Origin of the sequence: Alicyclobacillus dauci, assembly GCF_026651605.1 — a bacterium.
Taxonomy (GTDB): Bacteria; Bacillota; Bacilli; order Alicyclobacillales; family Alicyclobacillaceae; genus Alicyclobacillus; species Alicyclobacillus dauci.
In genome coordinates this window covers 44,140-68,291 of the sequence record NZ_CP104065.1, presented here as the reverse complement: position 1 = coordinate 68,291, position 24,152 = coordinate 44,140, and the positions used below count along the sequence as shown (strand labels likewise).

At 48.8% G+C, this 24,152-nt stretch carries 16 protein-coding genes and 6 pseudogenes; 10 read left to right on the top strand and 12 right to left on the bottom strand.

From position 1 onward, the window contains the following. Window positions 1-97: 97 nt before the first annotated feature. Window positions 98-1,544: pseudogene (locus NZD86_RS24870) on the top strand (ammonium transporter). Window positions 1,545-2,144: 600 nt separating this feature from the next. On the opposite strand, the gene NZD86_RS23415 reads toward NZD86_RS24870, so the two are convergent. Next, window positions 2,145-3,056, bottom strand: coding sequence for an AraC family transcriptional regulator (locus NZD86_RS23415; protein WP_268047102.1), 912 nt, complete (start codon window positions 3,054-3,056; stop codon window positions 2,145-2,147). A 329-nt stretch (window positions 3,057-3,385) separates the two neighbouring features. Further along, a complete protein-coding gene (locus NZD86_RS23410; RefSeq protein ID WP_268044126.1) occupies window positions 3,386-4,624 on the bottom strand; it encodes an IS110 family RNA-guided transposase in 1,239 nt (412 codons plus the stop codon). 466 nt (window positions 4,625-5,090) lie between these two features. Between NZD86_RS23410 and NZD86_RS23405 the strand changes: the two genes are divergently transcribed. Next, window positions 5,091-5,951, top strand: coding sequence for an SDR family NAD(P)-dependent oxidoreductase (locus NZD86_RS23405; RefSeq protein ID WP_268047101.1), 861 nt, complete (start codon window positions 5,091-5,093; stop codon window positions 5,949-5,951). Between the two features lie 299 nt (window positions 5,952-6,250). Here NZD86_RS23405 and NZD86_RS23400 read toward each other — a convergent pair whose 3' ends face one another. Further along, a complete protein-coding gene (locus tag NZD86_RS23400) occupies window positions 6,251-6,829 on the bottom strand; it encodes a TetR/AcrR family transcriptional regulator (RefSeq protein WP_268047100.1) in 579 nt (192 codons plus the stop codon). 179 nt (window positions 6,830-7,008) lie between these two features. Here NZD86_RS23400 and NZD86_RS23395 point away from each other — a divergent pair, with 179 nt between their 5' ends. Further along, complete coding sequence (locus NZD86_RS23395; protein ID WP_268047114.1) at window positions 7,009-7,581, top strand: NADPH-dependent FMN reductase; 573 nt, start codon at window positions 7,009-7,011, stop codon at window positions 7,579-7,581. Between the two features lie 475 nt (window positions 7,582-8,056). Further along, window positions 8,057-8,488: pseudogene (locus tag NZD86_RS23390) on the top strand (IS110 family transposase); the annotation flags it as partial. Window positions 8,489-8,718: 230 nt separating this feature from the next. Here the strand turns inward: NZD86_RS23390 and NZD86_RS23385 are convergent. The 4 genes and pseudogenes from NZD86_RS23385 to NZD86_RS23370 form a co-directional block, all read right to left on the bottom strand. Continuing rightward, entirely contained in the window at window positions 8,719-9,936 is a 1,218-nt protein-coding gene (locus tag NZD86_RS23385; protein ID WP_268042741.1) for an IS110 family RNA-guided transposase, read from the bottom strand. A 322-nt stretch (window positions 9,937-10,258) separates the two neighbouring features. Next, entirely contained in the window at window positions 10,259-11,476 is a 1,218-nt protein-coding gene (locus tag NZD86_RS23380) for an IS110 family RNA-guided transposase (protein ID WP_268042741.1), read from the bottom strand. Between the two features lie 640 nt (window positions 11,477-12,116). Then, window positions 12,117-12,557: pseudogene (locus NZD86_RS23375) on the bottom strand (nuclear transport factor 2 family protein); the annotation flags it as partial. A gap of 10 nt (window positions 12,558-12,567) precedes the next feature. Continuing rightward, window positions 12,568-13,464, bottom strand: a complete 897-nt coding sequence (locus NZD86_RS23370; RefSeq protein ID WP_268047099.1) for an SDR family oxidoreductase — start codon at window positions 13,462-13,464, stop codon at window positions 12,568-12,570. Window positions 13,465-13,614: 150 nt separating this feature from the next. On the opposite strand from NZD86_RS23370, the gene NZD86_RS23365 reads away from it, so the two are divergent. Beyond that, on the top strand, window positions 13,615-14,187 hold the full coding sequence (locus NZD86_RS23365; protein ID WP_268047098.1) for a TetR/AcrR family transcriptional regulator: 573 nt from the start codon (window positions 13,615-13,617) through the stop codon (window positions 14,185-14,187). Between the two features lie 332 nt (window positions 14,188-14,519). Here NZD86_RS23365 and NZD86_RS23360 read toward each other — a convergent pair. Next, window positions 14,520-15,471: pseudogene (locus NZD86_RS23360) on the bottom strand (aldo/keto reductase). Window positions 15,472-15,500: 29 nt separating this feature from the next. Then, window positions 15,501-16,337, bottom strand: coding sequence for an SDR family NAD(P)-dependent oxidoreductase (locus NZD86_RS23355; protein ID WP_268047097.1), 837 nt, complete (start codon window positions 16,335-16,337; stop codon window positions 15,501-15,503). Window positions 16,338-16,517: 180 nt separating this feature from the next. Here NZD86_RS23355 and NZD86_RS23350 point away from each other — a divergent pair, with 180 nt between their 5' ends. Next, a complete protein-coding gene (locus NZD86_RS23350; RefSeq protein WP_268047096.1) occupies window positions 16,518-16,895 on the top strand; it encodes a MerR family transcriptional regulator in 378 nt (125 codons plus the stop codon). Window positions 16,896-17,426: 531 nt separating this feature from the next. Here the strand turns inward: NZD86_RS23350 and NZD86_RS23345 are convergent. Next, on the bottom strand, window positions 17,427-17,906 hold the full coding sequence (locus NZD86_RS23345) for a nuclear transport factor 2 family protein (RefSeq protein ID WP_268047095.1): 480 nt from the start codon (window positions 17,904-17,906) through the stop codon (window positions 17,427-17,429). Between the two features lie 179 nt (window positions 17,907-18,085). On the opposite strand from NZD86_RS23345, the gene NZD86_RS23340 reads away from it, so the two are divergent. From NZD86_RS23340 to NZD86_RS23330, 3 genes are all read left to right on the top strand, one after another. Then, window positions 18,086-18,658, top strand: a complete 573-nt coding sequence (locus NZD86_RS23340; protein WP_268047094.1) for a CGNR zinc finger domain-containing protein — start codon at window positions 18,086-18,088, stop codon at window positions 18,656-18,658. A 257-nt stretch (window positions 18,659-18,915) separates the two neighbouring features. Further along, on the top strand, window positions 18,916-19,647 hold the full coding sequence (locus NZD86_RS23335) for an SDR family oxidoreductase (RefSeq protein WP_268047093.1): 732 nt from the start codon (window positions 18,916-18,918) through the stop codon (window positions 19,645-19,647). Further along, on the top strand, window positions 19,641-19,979 hold the full coding sequence (locus NZD86_RS23330) for a MerR family DNA-binding transcriptional regulator (RefSeq protein WP_268047092.1): 339 nt from the start codon (window positions 19,641-19,643) through the stop codon (window positions 19,977-19,979). Before NZD86_RS23335 ends, NZD86_RS23330 begins: the two co-directional genes overlap by 7 nt. A 294-nt stretch (window positions 19,980-20,273) precedes the next feature. Here the strand turns inward: NZD86_RS23330 and NZD86_RS23325 are convergent, their stop codons facing one another. Both NZD86_RS23325 and NZD86_RS23320 read right to left on the bottom strand, forming a co-directional pair. Further along, window positions 20,274-21,119 (bottom strand): MBL fold metallo-hydrolase, encoded by an 846-nt coding sequence (locus NZD86_RS23325; protein WP_268047091.1) that lies wholly within the window; start codon window positions 21,117-21,119, stop codon window positions 20,274-20,276. A gap of 7 nt (window positions 21,120-21,126) precedes the next feature. After that, a pseudogene (locus tag NZD86_RS23320) lies at window positions 21,127-21,524 on the bottom strand (cytidine deaminase). A 630-nt stretch (window positions 21,525-22,154) separates the two neighbouring features. On the opposite strand from NZD86_RS23320, the pseudogene NZD86_RS23310 reads away from it, so the two are divergent. Continuing rightward, window positions 22,155-23,389: pseudogene (locus tag NZD86_RS23310) on the top strand (IS110 family RNA-guided transposase). Window positions 23,390-24,152: the final 763 nt, after the last annotated feature.

The following is a 24,152-nucleotide window of genomic DNA, read 5'->3' as shown; positions in this document are numbered from 1 at the left end:
TTCCGATTGTGTAATAAAATCTAACATAAGTTCTTGACGAACTTCTGAGTTACACGTATGTTTTATACAAAAATTCTGCAAAAATGGAGGTGGAGTAATGACGAACATCTTCAAATGGAGATTACGGCTACTTTTGTCTTCTATTATCGCCGTGATTTTTGTTCCGTGTGTAAGCTTTGCTGCCACAACGACCAGAGTCGACACCGGTGACACGTCCTGGATTTTGGCTTCGTCGGCACTCGTTCTCTTGATGACACCGGGATTGGCGTTCTTTTACGGGGGTCTCGTTCGCGGTAAAAACGTGATCACGACGATGCTACAAGTCGTTGCGGTCATCCTGATTGTCTCGTTACAGTGGGTCATCATTGGCTATAGCTTGGCGTTTGGTCCGGATGTTCACCACATTGTCGGTGGGCTTCAGTGGTTCATGATGAATGGCGTCGGCGCACAGCCGGACAGTGATTACGCTGGTACCATCCCAAGCATGGTGTTCGGGATTTTCCAGATGATGTTCGCCATCATCACGCCTGCACTCATCGTTGGCGGCCTTGCCGAACGCGTAAAGTTTGCGTCATTTGTCGTTTTTATCATTCTGTGGTCAACCATCATTTACGATCCGCTCGCGCACTGGGTTTGGGGTGCAGGCGGCTGGCTTCACAGCTTAGGTGTGCTGGATTTCGCCGGCGGTACGGTCGTCCACATTTCCTCCGGGGTTGCCGGCCTAGTCTCGGCCATCTATCTTGGCAGGCGTGCGGAACACGGTTCCGGTTCAAGCGCACAACGTTCCCTTTGTGTTGCTAGGGACAGCGCTGCTCTGGTTTGGTTGGTTTGGTTTCAATGCCGGAAGTGCGCTTGGTGCAAATGCGTTATCCGCTGTTGCGTTCCTCACGACCAATACAGCGACTGCAGCGGCGGCAGTTGGTTGGATGATCGCGGAAAAAATTCGCACAGGCCATGTGTCATTGGTCGGGGCATGTGCGGGTGCAGTTGCTGGCTTGGTCGCCGTCACGCCTGCAGCCGGGTTCGTATCTCCCGGGAGCTCAATTGTCCTTGGCTTACTTGGAGGCGCCATCTGCTACCTGGCTTCAACGTTTATGAAGGCTAAACTCGGATATGATGACGCGCTAGACGCTTTCGGTGGCCATGGCATCGGTGGAACATGGGGAGCACTGGCAACCGGTTTGTTCGCGACGACCGCCGTCAACGCAAGCGGATCGAACGGCCTGTTCCACGGTAACCCGCACCAGTTGCTCCTTCAACTTATCGGCGTTGTTGCTACGTGGGTCTTCTCCGGTTTGGGGACGCTTGTTCTCCTGTGGGTGGTGGATGTCGTGATGGGCCTGCGGGTTTCCAAAGAAAAGGAGATTATGGGCCTCGATCTCGCCCTGCACCACGAATCAGCGTATCCCGAAACACTTACGCCACACCAATTACCGACATTCGTCCCTGACCGATCAATCCCATTGTCCAACGAGAAATATTTCTCTTCACGCTTCGTTATAGAGAATCAGATAACTGGTTACTTAAACAGGGGCTACCTCTAGGGGAGCCCCCTTTGTTTGTAAACAACAGGCCAAGAGCCCTCAACGGCGGAACTGTTGGTGGTGCTGAGGGTGCCGTTTCACGGAAGGGGTCGCGTGGCTGACGGTGCCCCGGAGGGGAACGGAGTTGTATGCCTTTATCTACAACTAGATGCCTCTCCATTATCAAACAAGATACTTGGATTCCGTTGTTTCCCCCATTACTTCGTTCAGAGCCCGCAAGCAAGCCAATAGAGGTAACGAATTCCTTTAGTCAATCTTACCTGATATCGTTGGCCGCAAGAAAATAAAGCTGTGGACTGAGCAATTGTCTGGCCCGCGGCAATTGATGATCAAACGCGCATACTCATGCATGAATGATTGTGATTTATGCGAAATTTAAAACGTCGCTTATTGCATATTCGCACCCGTTAGTGCAATATCAAACTGCAAAGCTATTCATTTGACACATATACGAACGAGATCAGTCCAATTCTTATAGCTTCGGGACATGGGATAGCCGTAATACCGAATCTCCGAAAAATTGCCCATGGCCAGGCGTATTATCCCTGATACGACGCCCTTGAAATCGGACTCACCTCAAACACGAGTTGTTGCTTTACATTAATTTGGTCTTGTTCGAATAGCTTGAATATCTTTTAGGGGCGGTAAACCGAAAAGTCTTTTGTATTCGCGATTAAATTGCGTCACGCTTGCATAGCCGACCTGAAAGGCAGCTCTGGTCACATCAACTCCACCGCTTAAAAGGATGCTTCGTGCTTCTTGAAGCCTAAGTTGCTTTTGATATTGTAGGGGACTCAATGTGGTTACTGCCTTAAATTTGTGATGTAAAGTGGAAACACTCATGGTGCCTACACGGGCGATCTCATCAACTGTAAGCGAGCGCTCAAAATTAGCTTTAACATAGTGGATGGCTTTACTGATACCTGAAGCTTCATGATGTAAGAGCATATTATTATAAAACATTGCCCCATCTTCTCCAGTTAGAAGGCGATAGATGATCTCTCGTTTCACCGCTGGAGTGAGAAAGGCAGCGGCTTGAGAATCAGCGCAGAGATGAAGTAGCCTTTCGAGCACCAAAAGTACTTCACGCCCTACTTTGCCAGTGCATGCTCCCTCTCTTAGTTGATTCTCTTCTCTTGGTTTAATATTAGCTTCTAATACCACGGATGCGATTTCCTCTGAAGTAAATGTAATCTTAATGGACGTATAAGGTGTTTCCTTTGAAGCTTTTGAAACCTGTCCGCTAATAGGCATGTCAATACTTGAAGCAATATAGTCCCCTGCTCCCAATTCAATCGATTTTTGACCTATGTTGAGTTTTTTATTGCCTTGGATCAGGATACATATTTGAGGATTAAGAAATCCATGTTCGACGACAGTGGGCTTAACCTCTCTCAGCAAAGAAAGAAAGGAAATGTTGGTCTCAAAGGTTCCATGCGTAAATGAAAACTGTGAAATTAATTCTAGAAGATGATTTAGAGCAGAGTTGGGTGCTTCAGAATTGAAAATCATTTTAGTTTCCCTTTCATCGAAGGATCTTTATATCTTCTCATTTTTCGTAAGCAAATCGTAGTTTTAGGCAATTAATGAGCACAATCCGACTATCACCCTATTATAGGTCAATTTAGACTTAAGGAAGCAGTATCACCGATATAAGGCTTATTGCGGAAAAGTATCATTAGTCCAGTCCAACGGTAATATGTCAAGTTCCTGAAACTCGAAAAATGGAAATTTTGTTGGACCAAATTACCGTGAGTCAGTGAAAAAGACAGCACTAAAGAAACCCAGTCTGAGTTTGTTCCTCGAACTGGAACTGTTACCAAAGGATGATAAGGAGGCGATTATTGCTTCTCCGTATTCACCTTCCTTCTAGGCGTGTAGATTTGGTCGTTGCGTAGCAGCACATCGACCAGACGTACAAGTTTTCTTGCGGTTAAGACGAGGGCTCTTTTATGTTGGTGCTTTGGCACCTCAGCGAATTTCTTCTGGTAGTAATTCTGAAATTCTGGATCATGTCGTTTTACCGAGTTGGCGGCTTCAACAAGGTAATAGCGGAGGAACCGGTTACCAGATTTGATTCGCTTAGTATCTTCGGCTTCAAATTTACCGGATTGGTGTTTACGCCACGTGAGACCCGCATACTTTGCAACGGCGGCTTGGTCTTTAAACCGGTGAATGTCGCCGATCTCGGCAAGAATGCCGGCGCAGTAAACGCGTCCAATGCCGGGAATGGTCTCCAGCGTGTTCGGGATGCCGTCCAGCAGTCGCGCGATAGCTTGGTCAATCTGTTTGATCTGTTGCTTGATAGTTCGTATAGACTCGATGGAAGTAGCAAGCAGGATGTCAATCGTATCCTCTACACATTTGGAGAGGCGGTATGAGGAACGGGCGGCCTTCTGAATGCACTTGGCGACCTTCTCCGGATTAGGGAAACGATTCTTGCCTTTCTCTTTTAGGTAATCTGCAAGATCCGCCAGTTCCATGGATCCGATTTCATCAAGACTATACTGCTCCAGCAACAACTCGGTGATGGCATGACCGAAGACATCGCTTTCCACCTCGCTGGTAAAAGCGCTGCATTTGAAGAACAGGTGTTGCAAAAAGTACTGCTTTTCACGCGTCAGATTATGCACGAGATGAAATCTCATGCGAGTAAGGCGCTGTAAAGCAATGTATTGTTCTTGCAGTACCACGGTCATCGGCAGTCGTCCGAAACGCAGCCGGTCAGCGATAATCCAGGCATCAATATAATCGGTCTTGTCCAGGTCGGGGTAAGCCTCCCTGAACTTACTAATGAGCTTGGGATTGATGGTAAACACTTTGGTGCCGCGTTTTTGTAACGAGTTATCTTCGTGCAAAAACATGGCGGGATGCCAACTGTACACGGATGTGGATTCAAGTCCGACGTGGATTTCCTTGGATTTTTCCTTATCTGCTAGGGACAGAAGCTTGTCCCGCAAACGGGAAGCCCCATCGTGGTTATTCGTGACTGTGAAGGAATCCAGTGTGTCACCAACGATGTTCATGGCGCAGACTTTTAAGTCTTCAGAGCTAACGTCAATACCGACGAATAATTTCAAGGTTATCCCTCCCTTCTGAATTAGGGATTTGGGGAATTGGACTCTTCGGGACGCCCCCAGCGCGCTCGCAGATCAATCACCCTCGCATATGAGAACTTCCTTCGATCCATGAGCCGCCTCGAATCTGCTACTTTCGAGCATGGGTTGCCAAAGGGAACAGCCAACGGGTTAGAAGTACACGCGAGTGCTGGGGAAACAGACTTTAGACGTAGTCGAGCTACAGGAGATGAACGAATTTCCCCAAATGACCCAAGGATCATTGTCTGGGAACATCACGAAGAGTCCAAGACCCAATTGCGATTTATTAAGTTTTCAAGGAGGCCTGTTTTCGGGCGGACCCCGACTTCCGCTCCTCGCCCTCCGGGCTGTGGTGCGGGTTCGGCTACTTGCTCCATCTAAAAACAATTTTTTACTGGAAATTCTTCAAAAAGAAGAATCGAAAAATACTATACGAGGAGATGATTGGATGTCAAAAGTATGGTTAGTCACTGGTAGCGGCAACGGCTTGGGACGATATATCACGGAGGCTGTGCTCGCTAAAGGTGACCGCATTTTGGCAACAGCCCGGAAGCCTGAGCAACTTGGTGAACTAGTTAAACGATATGGAGATCAAATTTGTGTTGCACCTCTGGATGTGACCGACGAAAATGCAGCAAAGTCAGCCGTTAATGTAGCAATCGACTCATTCGGACAACTTGACGTTCTTGTAAACAACGCTGGATACGGCGATGTTCGACCGTTTGAAGAAACAAGTTCCGAAGACTTCAAGAAGCTGGTAGATACATGCTTTTACGGAGTAGTTCATCTCACCCGGGCAGCTCTGCCAATTATGCGGAAGCAACGCAGCGGTCACATCATTCAAATTTCTTCAGTCGGCGGTCGTTTTGCCGCCGCAGGCGGTACCGCTTATCATGCTGCAAAGTGGGCAATCGGTGGCTTCAGCGAAGCACTGGCGCAAGAAACGGCACCATTTGGGGTCAAAGTTTGTGCTGTAGAGCCAGGATCTATACGAACCAATTGGGGTAAACGGGCGACAGAAAACCGACCAAAATTCCTGCCAGACTATGAGCCATCGGTAGGAGAAAAACTTCGTTTGCTTGAGAGTCATTGGGGTCAAGAGAACAACGATCCTGAAAAGGTGGCGCAGGTAATTCTGCAACTTGCCTATACGAACGACCTGCCGACGCATTTGCTGCTTGGTAGCGATGCGGTGTATATAAACAATCAAGCTGAAAAGGAGCGTTCAGCTGACGCTGAACGCTGGTACGAGACAAGTGTATCGACAGATGTTGGCCCTTCGCCGTCAGTTATGGGCGTAAAAATCTGATCACTATCATGAATTAGTATAGGTTACGTAGCTACGTGAAAGGCTCCCCTTTAAGGGGGCTTTTCATGCTATGTAGCTTTATGCAAAAAAACTGGATATAACTCCCTTCGCTCAACAAACTTAAACTTCAGCTCCTTATTCAGCATTCCCGTTAATCCAACAACCGCTTACACGTGCCGTAATCATACACGTCCCGCCGTTCAAACTTTCTGGGACTTTTGCACCCGTGCAATATCCCCTGTACTTAAATTTGTGAGAGCGAAATGCGTCAAAAAGCCGCCGATCAAGAAGAAAGGGCGTTATCTCTGATGGAGCGAACGATGGGTTTGCGGCATTCCATCAAGGATCAGAATTAACAGATCCGCTAGTTCCTCGCCTGTACCCTCGGGTTTGTTTTCTGCCCAATAATGAGTCCCACCGTAAATTGCCCAACTGGTGACGGCCACCGCCAATTCGTCTTCTACTTTTCCAAGTGGATCCGACAGCCAATTAGTCAACACTTTCTTAACGACGTTCATCACTTGCGATTGGAATAACATTCTCTCCTGCTCGGCTGCGTGTTGACATTGACCATGGATCCCCCCAAAATATTCCCACATCGTCGTAATGAGTGCTCGAAGGTTCTCCACACTATAGTGGTCTTGATCGGGCAACTTGCTCATGAGCTGCTCCCGAAATTGTTCACTGACGGTATATTCCATGAGCGCGTACTTATCCACAAAGTGGTCATAAAATGTGGAGCGATTCACCATTGCTTCGGCGCTGATATCCTGGACAGTGATGGCTTGAAAGCTCTTTTGAGACATCAGTTTGAGGAAGGCTTCCTGCAGGAGTTTCCGCGTTCGCCGGACACGCAAATCCACCGTCTTCTCGTCCATACCAAAGCTCTCCTTTTCTTCGCAAATTGTGGTAAGGAATCAACACTTGCGTTCACGTGTTGCCTAACCGACATTGTTCCCTATCTGATGGTTGCCTCCACTATATCCAACAAGTATCCTGTTTAGCAACAGGTGTTGTCTTCGCTTCACCTGATGGAAATAGGAGAGGAGAAACAATGATGCAAAGGATTGGCGTAATTATCGGCACCACCCGTGACGCGCGTTTTGGAGGCAAGGCGGCTCAATGGTTTATGGACCTTGCGCGCCAGCGAACGGATTTACAATTCGAACTTATAGACCTGCGTGACTACCCACTACCGTTCTTCAACGAGATGTCTTCGAACCTGCATATGCCTACCCAAAATGCAGAGGGACTGCGCTGGCAGAAGAAAGTAGGGGAGTTTGACGGTTACGTCGTCATTGCAGCGGAATACAACCATGGTCCGTCAGCGGTACTCAAAAACGCATTGGACTACGCGTATGTCGAGTGGGTACGAAAGCCTGTCGCTTTCGTCGGATACGGATCTGTCGGTGGAGCCCGTGCCGTTGAGCAACTGCGCCAAATTACCATTGAATTGCAGATGGCGCCAGTCCGCTCTGCCGTGCACATTCAGGGCGGTGACTTCATGCAGATTATGATGGGGCAAAAGACATTAGAAGAGCTTTCGTATTTGCCACCGTTGGTGACCAACATGCTGGATGATTTGGCTTGGTGGACCAACGCTTTGAAGGTCGCCCGGGAACAGAATTAAGTCTAGCACTGGCATATCGCAACCAGCCTCAGTGTAGGGAATTCAGCCGGGCGAACACCAGACCATTGGATCTAGTGTTCGCTGTGGCTTTCCCTATGCCAATGCCCCTCGTTCCTATATATCCTTGTTAACATAACTGCGCAAGAGTCCAATAAGGACGCAGTTTCGTCATTTCATGTTTATCCAAAAATGGTCGCCGGGGCTTACTGCATATTAGCCCCCAATCGTATTATGAGGTCAGCCAGTTCTTACTGGTTGACCTCTTTCATTATAGGGGTTGTATACTCCGGTAGCCGGGTAGAACGTCGCCCCCGTGGGTCTACAAACCCGTGAACTAAACTGTTCGCCCCCTACTTGTGGAAGCATGTTTGAGGCTGGTTGGGACGACCTACGATCCCGTATCACAAGCGAAGCTATGACCCGCAAGAAGGCTTAGGGGTTGCCGGCAATCATAGTCGAAGGAGAGTGTTAGCATTTGAATCCAGTCGTCGGTCTGGATGTCGCAAAAGGCGAGAGCATGTGTCAGGTGTTTTTGGATAAGGGAAAGCCTCAGGGAAAAGGGTTCACCATACAGCATACTCGGGATGGCTTCGGACATCTTCATGAAGTTCTGCGTAGAATTGAGGCGGACACTTCTACTCGTCCCGTCGTCATCTTCGAATCAACTGGACATTACCACACGCCCATTATGCAATTCCTTGAAGAGCAGAACTATCTCTATATCCTCGTCAATCCTTTGGTTGCTCATCAAGCGAAGAAGTCGAGTCTGCGTAAGGTCAAAACGGACGCCATCGATGCATATCGCCTTTGTGAGTTGTACTACAAAGAGGAGTTTGAGCCATTTAAAAAGCGTGGCGTTCAACTGCTCAATCTTCGTAGTTTGACTCGACAGCATGAGTCCATCACTATCCTGAAAATAATTGAGCGATGACCAGGGTAAAACGACATACTGAAATAAGCCCACCACAAGATGGGTTTTAAAAGGAACTCTGTGATGTCTGGAGGTCATTTATGCAACAGGTTTTACGGTGACCTATCCTGAAAATAATTGAGCGATGACCAGGGTAAAACGACATACTGAAATAAGCCCACCACAAGATGGGTTTTAAAAGGAACTCTGTGATGTCTGGAGGTCATTTATGCAACAGGTTTTACGGTGACCTCCAACCCGAGTGATTGCAACTTCCGGATCGCCTGCTTTACGACTGCGTCTTTCTTGCGTGCTTCGTAATATGTTGGGCCGAGTTCAATATAAGGCTGACGTCGCTGTAACACGTAATACACGATGGTTAAGATGCTGTGGGCCACTGCAACTGCTGCACGGTTTTTGCCTCTTCGAGCTGCAATTCGATGGTACTGGGCAGAGAGATAAGTCTGCTTCGTTCTCGCCGCTGCGCGTGCTGCTTCCACCAGCGCTGCTCTGAGTTTTTGATTCCCTTTGCGTGTTTTCCCCGACTTTCGTTTCCCGGCGCTTTCATTGTTCCCTGGAGCCAGTCCTGCCCAAGAGCATAAATGGGCAGCAGACGGAAATTGGGTCATGTCTGTCCCAATTTCAGCCAGAATTTGTTCTGCTGTTCGTCGACCGACACCGGGGATGGTGTCCACTAGCTCCAGGTCTTCTTCAAAAGGGAGCATGCGCTCCTTGACTTCTTCATCCAGCCGGGCAATCTCTTCATCCAAGTAATCGATGTGACGTAATTGGGCTGCCAGCATCATTCGTTGGTGGGAGCCCATAAGCCCATTCAGTGCCTTGTGCAAATCGGCCTTCTTCGCCTTCATCCGGCCTTTGGCTAACCCTGACAATACCTCCGGGTCTTCTTCTCCGTGGATCATTGCTTCCAACATCGCCCGCCCAGATTTGCCAAGTGTATTGCTGGCCACTGCAGAAAGCTTGATGTTGGCACCTTCCAACACCTTTTGAACCCGATTCACCTCTCTTGCCCGCTCGTCAATGAGACTTCGGCGGTAGCGAATGAGTTCTCGTAGTTCCCGTTGTTCACGGTTGGGGATGTAACTGGCTTGCAACAGCCCGTGGCGGAGCAATCCGGCGATCCATTCGGCATCCTTCACATCGGTCTTACGGCCCGGAACGTTCTTCATGTGCTTGGCGTTCACCACAAGCACTTGACAGTCCGCCGACTCCAGAAGGTTGTAGATTGGCTTCCAGAATGAAGCTGTGCTTTCCATAGCAACATGCGTGCATTCATGTTGTCCTAACCAGTCAACCATCTCCAGGAGATCCTCCGTCATCGTGGAGAACGTGCGAATCTCCTTGGCCTCCGGCGTCAGCACACAGGCGACCACCGTCTTCTTGTGCACATCGAGGCCGCAACAACGTTCGTATACGACATCCATGCCAATCCTTCCTGATGGACTGGTAATATTGAAGGGCTGGTGCAACGACCATAACGGATCATTCTATCCTGCGTGCTTCTCCGAGGAGGAGAGCGACATTCTGTGGTGCACCTGGTCGTCGTAGTCAGTCTAATCAGCGGGCTCGAGGCACCAAGGAGTGACGACCTGCCTTCGCCAGCCACCAAAAAATCATTCAACACAAAGGCATTTTCATCCTTCTATCCTGAAAATAATTGAGCGATGACCAGGGTAAAACGACATACTGAAATAAGCCCACCACAAGATGGGTTTTAAAAGGAACTCTGTGATGTCTGGAGGTCATTTATGCAACAGGTTTTACGGTGACCTCCAACCCGAGTGATTGCAACTTCCGGATCGCCTGCTTTACGACTGCGTCTTTCTTGCGTGCTTCGTAATATGTTGGGCCGAGTTCAATATAAGGCTGACGTCGCTGTAACACGTAATACACGATGGTTAAGATGCTGTGGGCCACTGCAACTGCTGCACGGTTTTTGCCTCTTCGAGCTGCAATTCGATGGTACTGGGCAGAGAGATAAGTCTGCTTCGTTCTCGCCGCTGCGCGTGCTGCTTCCACCAGCGCTGCTCTGAGTTTTTGATTCCCTTTGCGTGTTTTCCCCGACTTTCGTTTCCCGGCGCTTTCATTGTTCCCTGGAGCCAGTCCTGCCCAAGAGCATAAATGGGCAGCAGACGGAAATTGGGTCATGTCTGTCCCAATTTCAGCCAGAATTTGTTCTGCTGTTCGTCGACCGACACCGGGGATGGTGTCCACTAGCTCCAGGTCTTCTTCAAAAGGGAGCATGCGCTCCTTGACTTCTTCATCCAGCCGGGCAATCTCTTCATCCAAGTAATCGATGTGACGTAATTGGGCTGCCAGCATCATTCGTTGGTGGGAGCCCATAAGCCCATTCAGTGCCTTGTGCAAATCGGCCTTCTTCGCCTTCATCCGGCCTTTGGCTAACCCTGACAATACCTCCGGGTCTTCTTCTCCGTGGATCATTGCTTCCAACATCGCCCGCCCAGATTTGCCAAGTGTATTGCTGGCCACTGCAGAAAGCTTGATGTTGGCACCTTCCAACACCTTTTGAACCCGATTCACCTCTCTTGCCCGCTCGTCAATGAGACTTCGGCGGTAGCGAATGAGTTCTCGTAGTTCCCGTTGTTCACGGTTGGGGATGTAACTGGCTTGCAACAGCCCGTGGCGGAGCAATCCGGCGATCCATTCGGCATCCTTCACATCGGTCTTACGGCCCGGAACGTTCTTCATGTGCTTGGCGTTCACCACAAGCACTTGACAGTCCGCCGACTCCAGAAGGTTGTAGATTGGCTTCCAGAATGAAGCTGTGCTTTCCATAGCAACATGCGTGCATTCATGTTGTCCTAACCAGTCAACCATCTCCAGGAGATCCTCCGTCATCGTGGAGAACGTGCGAATCTCCTTGGCCTCCGGCGTCAGCACACAGGCGACCACCGTCTTCTTGTGCACATCGAGGCCGCAACAACGTTCGTATACGACATCCATGCCAATCCTTCCTGATGGACTGGTAATATTGAAGGGCTGGTGCAACGACCATAACGGATCATTCTATCCTGCGTGCTTCTCCGAGGAGGAGAGCGACATTCTGTGGTGCACCTGGTCGTCGTAGTCAGTCTAATCAGCGGGCTCGAGGCACCAAGGAGTGACGACCTGCCTTCGCCAGCCACCAAAAAATCATTCAACACAAAGGCATTTTCATCCTTCTGCTGGTGCCGCCCCGGCGGCATGGGAGTCTAATCCGCTTTTTACATGGGACATTCCGGCATCAATAACACTCCGCAAAGAGCAAGCAAGAGCGGATACTAATACAATTAAAATGATACCCTAAGCGATAACATGAGCCCATTCCTTGCCCGCATTATTTAACATACACATATTGCACACTTCTGCCCAAGAGTGCAATAAGGACAACATCCGCCAAAGTGACTATTTATGCAGTCGAGGAAAGACGAGCTTCTTCAGCTCTTGCACCAGATAGTCCAAGTAGATTTGGTGGTGGATTCCAACAAAATAGCAGGTGTCCAATTACTTGACACCTGCATGGTAGTGAATGGGTTTGTCTATTTTCTGAGTTGCCATCCTATCTCTGTAACGCAAAACGGTCCATTACGAGTCTTGTAGATGTTTATAGCCCAAACTCCTCTAACTCCGGTATGTCATTTGGGCGGGGTCCAAGTTCCCAATGAAAGAGTCGATTCTCCTGAGTGATGGGCAAATCGTTAATCGATGCATGACGACGTACCATCAATCCGGATTCATTGAATTCCCAATTTTCATTTCCAGAAGCGCGAAACCAATTACCCGAATCATCGTGCCACTCGTACGCAAACCGTACGGCGATTCTGTTGTTGTGGAACGCCCATAGACTCTTAATCAAGCGATAGTTCAGTTCCTTATTCCATTTCCTCTTCAGGAACTCAACAATTTCCGATCTTCCAGATACAAATTCAGACCGATTCCGCCACTGGCTGTCCATGCTATAAGCCAATGCTACGCGTTCAGGGTCGCGGGTATTCCACGCATCCTCAGCCATGCGGACTTTTTGCCGGACTGTTGATTCGTCAAAGCCGTGGCGTTCAGTCGTTGAAGTAGTGACCTTGTTCGAGGTCCGGGATCAGTGCAGGGTGCACTGGCCTCCATCCTAGCCTTTCCTGGGTCAGCGCGTTCGACGTCGGATTGTCTATCATCACCATGGCGGAAAGCCAGCCGAAGTGCTGGGCCGCTTCCTCGGCGGCGATGCTGACGACCGGTAGCTTCAACTGGCGGCCAATGACCTCAGCGATCTCACGAACCGGGATGCCCTCGTCGCCGACCCCGTGCAGCCGCGACCCGGCTGGCGCTTTCTCCAAAGCCAGCCGAAACAGACGCGCCGCATCGAGGAAATGCACAGCCGGCCAGCGGTTGGCGCCGTCTCCCACCACGGCCGAGACTCCCTTGTCGCGAGCAATGCTGATAAGCGTCGGCACGAAACCGTGTTCGCCCGGTCCGTGCACGGACGGTGCGAGACGGACGACCGAAGATCGCACCCCGCGCTCAGCTAGCGCGATCGTCGCGTTCTCTGACACAACCCGTGGCGCTCCGGCCGACCGTAAATCGCCCGGGTCCTCCTCAGTTCCAAGGCGTCCTGGCGTGAGGCCGAGCGTCCCCGAGGTGACCACGAATGGTTTGCCGGAGCCTTCGAGTGCGGCCCCGATTGTCTCGACGGCGCGCAGATCGGCTACGCCCGCGCCGGCGTAGTCGGCGAAGTCGTGTTTGTAGGCCAGGTGAATGACGCCATCGGCCGCGGCAGCGGCACTGCGAAGGCTGTCGAGGTCGTCGATGGCACCGCGATGTACGTCGGCGCCGGCCGCCGTCAATGCTGCGGCGGCCGTGTCCGAGCGGGCAAGCCCGACGACCTGGTGCCCTGCCTCGAGGAGCTCGCGGACAACCGCAGATCCGATGAATCCAGTTGCCCCGGTGACAAATACACGCATAATGAAGTCCTCCTTCAAGTGGTAAGATGAAGAGTGATGGTACCTCTCCTAGTGGTAATGGTACCTCTCCCAGTGGTAAGATGAGGATACCTCCGTATATTAACGGAGGGTACCTCACTTTGTCAACTTAGGCTAGAGGAGGAGCATCAAATGAACGGTCCAACACAAGCCAGCCGCCGAATGCGCGCTGATGCACAGCGCAACTATGCCAGCCTGCTAAGCGCGGCGCGAGCCGCGGTTGCGGAGCGCGGCGGTGACATCGTCCTCGAAGACATTGCCAGGTCGGCTGGGGTCGCAATCGGAACGCTGTACCGCCACTTCCCCACTCGTCAGGATCTCCTCGAAGCGGTGTTTCTGGATGAGACCAATGAATTGAAGGCGCGCGCTGAAGAGCTCACAGGCGCTTCGGTTCCCTTAGACGCCCTGGTCAGCTGGCTTCGTCTTCAGATGGACTTCGCTGCTCGAGGGCGGAGCATGGGCGCAACCATCATGGCTGCCAAGCACGTTCCGGGAACGAGCATCCATACCGCGAACGAAGCCATGCACAAGGCGGGAGAAGTGCTGTTGCACCGGGCCCAGGCCGCAGGAGAAGTCCGAACGGAGGTCAATATCGTCGACGTGCTACGACTCGTGTACGGAATCGTCTTGGTGAACGAATATGCGTCCGACCCTGATGGGGTCAACCGAATGCTCGATATCGTCATCGCCGGAATCAGAGCCTAGCGGCGACTCGGGATTTGAAGATTCTGCAACCTCTCGGCTATCGGTGGTCGATATTGACGACGGCGTGCTGCAGTTGAGTATGCACACCGGCTTCGCTGGCGTGTTAAAGGCAATCTTGCGCATAGTAAGGACGACAACGGGTGTACACCGAGTCACCCCGAAGATCAACGCCTGAAGCCGCTGAAACTCCCTACTCACCGATTTGTCAAGGTGCGGAAAAAACAGATTAGAAATTGCCCCCAGATGGCTAGGCAGATTGACAGTCCGTCTACCTGCGCACTTTCGGCCGGTAGCGGCGGCCACCACGCCCTACATTATTTGGGGTACAAATGTCAAAAGCGACCTCCCGCTGCAGAGCCTTTTGGAGAGATGCGTTGGATTTCTTCCAAGTCCGCTTGGGAGAGCCCAACCTGCATAGCTCCCCAATTCTCCTTTAATCTGTCAATTCGTTTGGTGCCGGGAATCGGCACAACGAAATCGCCATGGGCCAGCACCCATCCCAATGCCAACTGGGCCGGGGTGCACCCTTTGACTGATGCCATTCCTTCAATCAGTCCGACGAGTTGTACATTTTTATCGAAATTATCAACTTGGAACCGCTCGTACTGCCGCCGGTAATCCCCCGGTTCCAAATCCTCCATCTTTTTAATCTGGCCCGTCAGAAAACCTCGGCCCAATGGGCTATAAGGGACTAAGCCGATACCTAGCTCCTTTAGAACTGGGAGGACTTCATCTTCCACTCCTCTGCTCCAAAGCGAATATTCAGTTTCGATTGCGCTTATTGGATGCACCGCATGAGCTCGGCGAATCATATCGGGCGGTGCCTCCGACAACCCAAGGTACCGAATCTTCCCTTGTTTGACGAGGTCGGCCATCGTTCCGACCGTTTCTTCGATGGGGGTGTTTGGATCCGGTCGATGCTTATAGGTCAATGTAATCCAGTCCGAGATTATAGAGGCTGGCATCAACGGACTTCTTAATGTAAGCGGCATCTCCTTTCGGACCCTGAGTATGCGTTATACCAAATTTCGTGGCAATTATCGCTTTATCCCGTCTATCTCTGAGTGCTCTGCCTACCAGCCTTTCATTTACTCCGAAGCGCTGCTGCGCGAATTCTCCGTAGATATCAGCTGTGTCGAACATTGTAACACCGAGGTCTAACGCTTCGTGAATGACACGAATCGATTCCTTGTTATGCGGCATCATCATTGTTCCAAGACCGAGTGCAGATACTTTGAGGCCCATGCTGCCAAGAGTCCGTTTTGGCGTCAGTTCGGCATTCATTCCGATTACCCCTTTCGCTTTATAAACACCTAGTCAAAGCCTGTAGAAGTTGCGAGGGTTTCCCATGCCTCCATATCCCGCTGAACGCTTTCGATCTTGCTACGGGCGACTTCGTAAGCATCCTTCCCAAGAAACAGATGCAGTGGCGGTTGCTCGGACTCAGCTATCCGAATCAACACGTCCATCCCCTTCTCCGGGTCCCCAGGTTGATTCTGATCGTATTGGTTGAGGCCGGCCTCCTTCGCTTCTCGGAGGGAAGCATAATCGTCGATAAGATGAGTCGTGCTCGTTCGCAAGGAACTTGGAGATAAAAACTGGGTACGGAAGTATCCGGGCTTTACGGCCGTCACATGAATGCCAAAAGGCTGCACGTCTTGTGCCAGCGCTTCGCTCATCCCGTCTACAGCAAACTTGGTGGCTGCGTAAATAGCGCTTCCGCCGAATCCGTAAAAACCAGCTGTTGAAGAGAAATTGATAATATGGCCGGACCTCTGTTTTCGTAGCTGTGGCAGCGCTTGCCGCACCACATTAAAAGTCCCAAATACGTTAACTTCAAAATTTTCCCTGGCGGCCGCATCCGAAATTTCCTCAAAAGGTCCGACTTGTCCGTAACCCGCGTTGTTGACGACCACATCCAAGCTGCCAAAACGATCAATCGTTGCAGATAACGCCCTTTTGACGTCCTTTTCATCCGAGAGATTCAACTGTAAAGGAAGAAATTGATCATGTTCGCCCACAGCCTGCTGAAGATCTTCCACACTTCTCGACGTCGCAGCCACTTTATAACCTCTTGCCAGCAGCATTTTAACCAATATCTGCCCCATCCCCTTGGAGGCGCCGGTAACGAACCATATTTTGTTGCTCATTTGAACTTCCCCTTTCCTAGCAATGAATCGGTTAAACTACTAGAAGCTTACAGGTTAGAGTGTTGTCTAAGTCAAACGCCCGTTTTTTGCTACGATTACAACACTTTTTATTGAAAAACGACAATACAAGGGTAAAATTACATTAGAGTAACTCTAATGTATGATGGGAGATGCGAACACATGGCCTACACAGTTAAGGAGGTTTCCGAGAAAACGGGCGTGTCTCGTTATACCTTACGTTTCTATGAAAAAGAAGGCGTGTTACCCCATGTTGGACGGGACAAGAACGGAGTACGCTTGTATATCGACTCCGATATTGACTGGATTGAAACGGTGCAGGTTCTACGTTCAACAGGCTTGCCTTTAGCGGAAATAAGAGAGTATGTAGAGCTATACAAGGGAGGGCGTAAGACGCTACAGCAGCGGAAAACGTTGATGACGCGTCAGAAGAACAAAGTAGAGGAGCAAATATCGCGTTTAATCAAAACGTTAGAAAAGATCAATTACAAGCTTGCATTGTTTGACGCTCAAGAAGAGAAATTTGAAAAGCTGCCTTAAGTTTAAAAAAGAAAGGCTTACAGAGGAAATTTTAATTTCTTCGAACAGCCGTTGACGTTGTCTGCCATGCTATTTCCGATAACGACACAGAAAAGGTAACTAAGAGGGTGTAAGCGCCATCTACTCGTTTACAATTGCCATGCTTCAATCTCAACAGGAGTCCTGGTTCGATAGGACTTTCAACCATCGTTGTCACAAGGGAATATCTGTGAAAAATCCCCGTGAGGCTCCGTTCGCTCCGTTCGGGCTGAAAAATGAAAGAGATGCTATTCAGCTGACCTGTCCCATAACTGAATAAGAGGCTGTGCAACGCGGACGCATGTCTATACAAACGTCAGTCAGCACGGTTCTTCAATTAATGCCCCCAATAGTGCAAGTAGATTCGTAGTAGATTCCAACAAAATAGCAGGTGCCCAATTACTTGACACCTGCATTGTAGCGAATCGGTTCTATTTTCTGAGTTGCCATTCTCTCGTACTACCCTACGTAACTCTGTCACGTAAAACGGCCCATTATGAGTTTTGTAGGTGTTTATAGCCCAAACTCCTCTAACTCCGGTATGTCATTTGGGCGCGGTCCAAGTTCCCAATGAAAGAGTCGATTCTCCTGAGTGATGGGCAAATCGTTAATCGATGCATGACGACGTACCATCAATCCGGATTCATTGAACTCCCAATTTTCATTTCCATAAGAGCGAAACCAATTACCCGAATCATCGTGCCACTCGTACGCAAACCGTACGGCGATTCTGTTATCGTGGAACGCCCAGAGGCTTTTGATTAAACGGTACTCCAATTCCCGATGCCATTTCCTCTTTAGGAACTCAACAATCTCCGATCTGCCGGATACAAATTCAGACCGATTCCGCCACTGGCTGTCTATGCTATAAGCCAATGCTACGCGTTCAGGGTCGCGGGTATTCCACGCGTCCTCAGCCATGCGGACTTTTTGCCGGGCTGTTGATTCGTCAAACGGGGGAAATGGCGGGCGAGATTCTCGCTGCATCAACATTACTCTCCTCTCAGTGTAAAACAATTCTCCATTAAGCAAAGGATGGTTTAATCTTGCTTTTTCATCTCCTTGCCCTCAACTAACCAGACATTATTTATATTTGTGGTTAGTATCATAAGTGCTTATATCTAACCTGTCAATGGTGTATAATCTGGTTAGTGTTATTGGGAGGAAGAAATATGACCGAACGTGAGGAATTTCCACTTATTTCAGGACATCCATCCATTGATCTCGTCAATACAGAAGTTGTACGACGTGGTGTTCGCCATGATTTGCTTGTTACAGAATCAGATTTGAACCATTGGCTTGTTTCCATGAAGGAAATAGGAAGCCTTGCTGCTATACAAACTACTGGGTATTCTCCGGAAACGTTGCACGCCGTGAGAAAATTGCGTTCTTTTTTACGAGATGGATTTGAAAAATTGGCGGATAGAAACGCACTGGTGGACAAATGGAAAGAACATTTAGAGGACTTAATACAAAAAGCGCCTTTGTCGTATAAAATTTTGTCCGAAGGTCTCGTACCCATTCCGGTTGGTGATTCAACAGATGCCATTCTATCCCTTGTTGCGTTTGACGCACTTAAATTATTGGCTTCCGAAGAATTACTGACCATTCGCCGTTGTGCGAATCCGGACTGTGTATTGTTGTTTATGGACTCAAGTGGTCGTCGTAAATGGTGCTCAATGAAAATCTGTGGAAACCGAGCAAAAGTGGCTCGACATGAAGAGAAACGTGCAAAACGACTATAAGGGTGTGACCTGCGTCCGCTGGTTTGCGTACAGGAATCGCATCCTGCAAGGGATTTTTCAGTTAACCTGCCCCAAATTCAGTAAGCACGTCATGTTCACTGCTGCATTTTCATGCAGTGTTGAGACACTGACCTGTTGAATTCTCGCCCCCAATAGTTCAGTAACGAATGTACTACAATTTGATGCTTGACTTGGAGCATACTCCAAGTTGTATCGTAATCCTCAGTCCGTAAAACATCACATGAGGGGGCACAACAGTGGGTAGTTCCAAGACAGTTTTGATCACTGGTGGGAATAAAGGAATTGGGTTTGAGACTGGTCGGCAATTGGGGCATCTAGGATTCACGATTTTACTTGGTTCACGAGATGAAACCAGAGGACAGGAAGCTGCGGCTGCGTTGAACACTGAGAATATAAATGCAAAGGCAATTACTCTTGACGTTACAAACGTGGATACCATTCAATCCGCAGTACAACAAATTGATAATCAGTATGGATTGCTTGATGTTCTGATTAATAATGCAGGCGTGACTTTCGAGGATGGAAGCGTTCCCCCGAGTCAGTTGGAATTGATCAATCTGAAAAGGACTTACGAGACAAACTTTTTCGGTATGTTTTCTGTCACGAAGGCGATGCTCCCATTGATTAAAAAATCACCTGCTGGCAGAATTGTCAACCTGTCAAGTGGGTTAGCTTCCTTGACCTTGAATAATGACCCGGAATCCGAATTTTACGGAGACAATTTGCTCGCCTATATGAGTTCCAAAACAGCGGTCAATGCCTTGACAGTATTGTTTGCAAAAGAATTGAAGGATACCTTGATTAAGGTTAATTCAGCCGATCCGGGGTTTACTTCGACCGATTTGAATGGGCATATGGGTTATCGTTCCGTTGAACAGGGTGCTTCTATTGTAGTGAAACTTGCCACCCTTTCAAACGATGGTCCGACCGGCGGTTTCTTTGACGAAAACGGAGTGGTACCGTGGTAATACAGCAGGAGGAGGCGGCAAAAGTGGGGGACATTCCGGAAACCGTAAGCTCAATTAAGCAAGCGGCTGAATTCACTGGTCTATCGGAAGATACGATCCGCTTTTACGAGAAAATTGGATTGCTACCGTATGCCGATCGTAAGGCGAACGGGCATAGGACCTACAGTAAACATCAGCTAGAAGGCATGGTATTTTTAACGAGACTCAAAGCAACAGGAATTACGTTGAAGGAAATGAAGCAGTACCGCAGCCTCTCTGACCAGGGAACTGTCTCCATCCCTCAGAATCTCCATTCTAACAGAACACAAGAAAAGAATGCAGAACGAAATTGAAACAACTGGAGACACAAAGAATAATCGATTACAAAATTGACCATTACAATGAGGTTTTTTTAAATCCGGACTTAAACGATATAGCCTGTGACCCCGTCGAATAGTCCAAACAATGAGCTCCGAATCGACATTTCCATTTGCCGATTGGGAGCTTTCTTATTGGACTATGCTGCCCGAGAGTGACATTTTACATCGGTATGACGCCGTGTATATCCATGCAATCACGGAGCGCACAGTCTTCTGGGATTAAAGCCTCCGTTTAACTGAATAAGACAGGCTTGGGAATCTGTCGTTCTAACTGTGCAGCCCATTTATGAAAAAGTCGATAGTTTCCAACTCATCTTCACTTAACGATCGGTGAAGGCGATTGACTAATTCTTCAGCGATAGATGATTTATCGCCTTGGAACACCTGTATTAGTGTAGCGATGTTTTTTAGAACGGACAGTTCATGCTGATACTCTGCTTTAGTTAAAGGCTTGTCTTGGTGTGATAAAAAGCAAAGTTCCACATCATACTGCTCTAGTTTTTGAATTAATTTAAGTGTCTTTTCGGCTGTGTAGCTCCAGTTCATTGTATTTGCGTACATCGCATCTCCGACAAAGAGCACTTTTTCTTCAGGAATATAAACAACGCTTGAGTCGTAAGCGTGATCCCCGCCGACGTGTTCAATTAAACAACTAACCCCACCTAAATCGATCGTCACTTGATCGGTATATGTAATGTTAGGTAATGGAAAAACGACATCCCGTTCGGTTCCAAGTTCCTTGTTGATGTTTTCTGCAGAAGATGAAGTCTGGGTTTTGTCTTTAACCCGTTGGTCCAAAGCTTCATCCGTCCAACTCAAGTATTGTAATTTTTTAATTTCATCACGTGTATTGAAATGTGAGATAACTGGAATTTTGAATTCACTTAAGCCAAAAACATGGTCCCAATCATGATGGGTAATCACTAACCAGTCTCCTTGTATGTTCAAGGCTTTTAGCTGCTGCAGAAATAACGTTGCATGGCGTGAGGAATTTCCCGCGTCAATTAATAGAGTTCTTTCTGAACCTACAATTGCGGCTAGGAGTGGGCGGTCCGTTTCATGACTTGGAGGTAAAAATAAACTGCGATCTGATATTTTAACTAGCTTCTGCATTCTTCTGCTAAACTCCCTCTGGATATGCCTTTGCCCAATGATAAGGCTGAATTTCTTTTAGAGTTTTGAAAATCAAGTCACCACTTTCAGAGTAAACGGCTGCCTTTACGTTTCCCCCCCAATAAAACAACCTTTCTTGGCAAACACCGCAGGGGGTCAAAACTTTAAATTTAGAGTTTTCATCGTCGCGCGTCACACAAATGGAATGGGTAACCTCATCATTAAGCTTATGAGCTTCACAAATCGCCCCCGTTTCCATACATAGTTCAGTAGACGCTACAATCACATCTGGTGCGACACTGGTCAAAATATGACCACCTTTGCAGCCGCTCCGCCCCAACCGCTTGGGTATCTCTTTTGAATTAACTCAACTGCCGACTCAAACAATTTTTGTTCAATATTCACTATAATTCCTCCTCGTATCATAGTTCTTGAAGTTCTTATTCGTTGAATTTCCAGTAGGTCCGGAACTGCTGGAGCTTCACATCAGAATTTCCAGAGCCGGCTTCTGATTTCGATCTCAATGAGTCATCGTTCATTTGAATGAATCGTGGGTCTGAGGGAGCTTCCCCATCCACCATTGGTTCTTGCTGTGTCGTGCCACCCCGGATGGGGAAGCTACCCGACATTCATGTTTTATTGAATTTGGAGTGCCATTTTGTCGGTACTTCGTTTCTTTGTCATGCGCTCTTTGACAACTACATCACTGCCACATCTGGTTGGAGGAGGCTCCAACCAGATGTCGCTACCTGTACCCGACCTGCCTGTGGGACAATGGGGTCAGCAAGTTTTTCTCGGGAGATTTCTTTTCCTCCTTGCGGACCTTTCGGTACTGCTGTTTTAAGCCTGATACCCAGGATCCACCGCCCAATCTTTAACCGCTGGTTGCACCTCCGTCTTTGGATGGGGCGTAGTGGCCCGTAAATTGACATCCCGACGGATGAGTGCTGATGACGAGGCTGAGGTAGGTGGTTCCCACGGGCACCCAGGTCCGGGACTGACTTGACTTTACCATCCTGAATGGAGGTGAATTGATTGTCTAAACTGCATGTTGGTATTGACGTGAGCTTGCGTTCCCACCATGTTCAATTGATGGATGGGAGCGGACAAGACTTGGCTTCGTTTAACGTCGACAATAACCAGCCGGGCGCAGACACGCTCATTCGCAGGGTATTAGAGACTACCGTAGCCAAGCAAATGGATTCGGTCGTCATTGGCATGGAGGCAACTTCCAATCTCGGATGGCATCTAGCACATTACCTACAGCAGCAATTCGACGGGTATCGCCCCAACTTAGATACCCACATTCACGTTCTAAATGCTCGTAAAGTGGCTCGTTTTAAGAAGGGATATGACACCCTTCCAAAAACGACCGCATCGATGCCTGGGTGATTGCAGACCATCTGCGGTTTGGTCGTCTCCCTCAAGCCATGACAGACTCTGTTCAATTTGAAGCATTGCAACGCCTAACCCGTACTCGGTTTCATTTGGTTCAAAGCATCACTCGAGACAAGACGTATTTCTTGAACCAACTCTTTTTGAAGTTCAGTGGACTTCGCCAGGACAATCCGTTCTCCGATTCTTTTGGAACGACTTCTCTCGCTGTGATTCAAGAGCTAGAGCCTGAGCAAGTGGCGCAAATGCCGTTACAGGAACTCGTTGACTTCCTTGTTGATAAGAGTCGGAACAAGTTTGAGAATCCAGAAGAGACTGCAAAAGAATTGCAAAAGGTTGCACGCAATTCCGTTCGCTTAGACAAGGTTATGAAAGACCCTGTCAACCTGTCGTTGTCCGTCACGCTCAGTGTGATCCAACACATGGAGTCTGAGGTGAAGAAACTCGACAAAGCCATTGCCAGGCTGATGAAGGCAATTCCAAATACGTTAGAGAGCGTCCAAGGCATTGGCCCAGTGTACGCTGCTGGCCTGATTGCCGAGATTGGTGACATACAGCGATTCAAGAACCACAGTGCTTTAGCCAAGTATGCAGGCTTGGTATGGAACCAGTACCAATCTGGCGAATACGAGGCGGATGAAACGTCTCGTATGCATACCGGCAATAAGTATCTGAGATATTACCTGATCCAAGCCGCAGACAAGGTCCGCAGGTATGATTCTGAGTACGTAGCGTTTTACCAAAAGAAATCCAATGAAGCATTGAAACACAAGCACAAAAGAGCACTCGTCCTGACTGCACGAAAATTGGTACGCTTGGTGTTCACACTACTGACCACCAACCAGCTGTACACACCCCCGGAGAGGAGGAGGTAGCTTCATCTCAGCCGAACCGGAATTTCCAGTTATGAGCCCCTACTGCTGAACTGAAAATTCGGTATACAAGGGGTCTTGTTAAGTGCACTCTTCTTCACCCCAAATTGCAAGACTTTACCTAATCCATTTCCAATCCAAATCGATTACCCACTTGACTTCTTACCGCTGGGCTTAGTCTCCGGTGTGATAACACATCCAACGACCTTCTTCTTGTGGACATCCAGTCCGCAGCATCGCTCGTGTACAACCTGCATAATGCTGCCACTCCCCACTGAAAGAAGTACAGCCACGTGGCGACCGATGCGATAGGAATTCTACCGTACGTGCTTCCCGACAGCGGGAGCGACAAATCGTGGTGCTCCAGGTCGCCAACTCCGTCTTATGCACGGACTCGTAGTACCAGGGGGCGACGAGCTCCGTGTGGCTGTCTAGCGACATAGTAGATCACTGATACACATTTTCATAGATTGTGGTGCCGCCTGCCGCCATGGGGGTCTTATGTGCAATAGCAAATGATACTTATCTCTTAATATTTTTAGGAGACGTAAACGTATAGATAAAATCAATCCGAGGCAATCATGATGTTTAATCTACTCGCGCTAGCTAGCTCAAGGGGTGGCATTAATTGCGTTCCGGAATCCCCTAGATTGCGAGCGGTAAACGATGACAGCTTGGCGTTAACGCGCTTTGACGGTATTTAAAAGACATACGGTTCAGTATGCTGTACAAATGTGTAAGAACAGATTAATATTTCGACTATACG

Bases quoted from the DNA above. Each gene is read 5' to 3' on its own strand.
- NZD86_RS23400 (WP_268047100.1), bottom strand. From the start codon at position 6,829: ATGGACGAGAAGACGGTGGATTTGCGTGTCCGGCGAACGCGGAAACTC.
- NZD86_RS23385 (WP_268042741.1), bottom strand. From the start codon at position 9,936: ATGGATGTCGTATACGAACGTTGTTGCGGCCTCGATGTGCACAAGAAG.
- NZD86_RS23370 (WP_268047099.1), bottom strand. From the start codon at position 13,464: ATGCGTGTATTTGTCACCGGGGCAACTGGATTCATCGGATCTGCGGTT.
- NZD86_RS23325 (WP_268047091.1), bottom strand. From the start codon at position 21,119: ATGCAGAAGCTAGTTAAAATATCAGATCGCAGTTTATTTTTACCTCCA.
- NZD86_RS23340 (WP_268047094.1), top strand. From the start codon at position 18,086: ATGACCGAACGTGAGGAATTTCCACTTATTTCAGGACATCCATCCATT.
- NZD86_RS23405 (WP_268047101.1), top strand. From the start codon at position 5,091: ATGTCAAAAGTATGGTTAGTCACTGGTAGCGGCAACGGCTTGGGACGA.
- NZD86_RS23355 (WP_268047097.1), bottom strand. From the start codon at position 16,337: ATGAGCAACAAAATATGGTTCGTTACCGGCGCCTCCAAGGGGATGGGG.
- NZD86_RS23395 (WP_268047114.1), top strand. From the start codon at position 7,009: ATGCAAAGGATTGGCGTAATTATCGGCACCACCCGTGACGCGCGTTTT.
- NZD86_RS23350 (WP_268047096.1), top strand. From the start codon at position 16,518: ATGGCCTACACAGTTAAGGAGGTTTCCGAGAAAACGGGCGTGTCTCGT.
- NZD86_RS23345 (WP_268047095.1), bottom strand. From the start codon at position 17,906: ATGTTGATGCAGCGAGAATCTCGCCCGCCATTTCCCCCGTTTGACGAA.
- NZD86_RS23365 (WP_268047098.1), top strand. From the start codon at position 13,615: ATGAACGGTCCAACACAAGCCAGCCGCCGAATGCGCGCTGATGCACAG.
- NZD86_RS23415 (WP_268047102.1), bottom strand. From the start codon at position 3,056: ATGATTTTCAATTCTGAAGCACCCAACTCTGCTCTAAATCATCTTCTA.
- NZD86_RS23380 (WP_268042741.1), bottom strand. From the start codon at position 11,476: ATGGATGTCGTATACGAACGTTGTTGCGGCCTCGATGTGCACAAGAAG.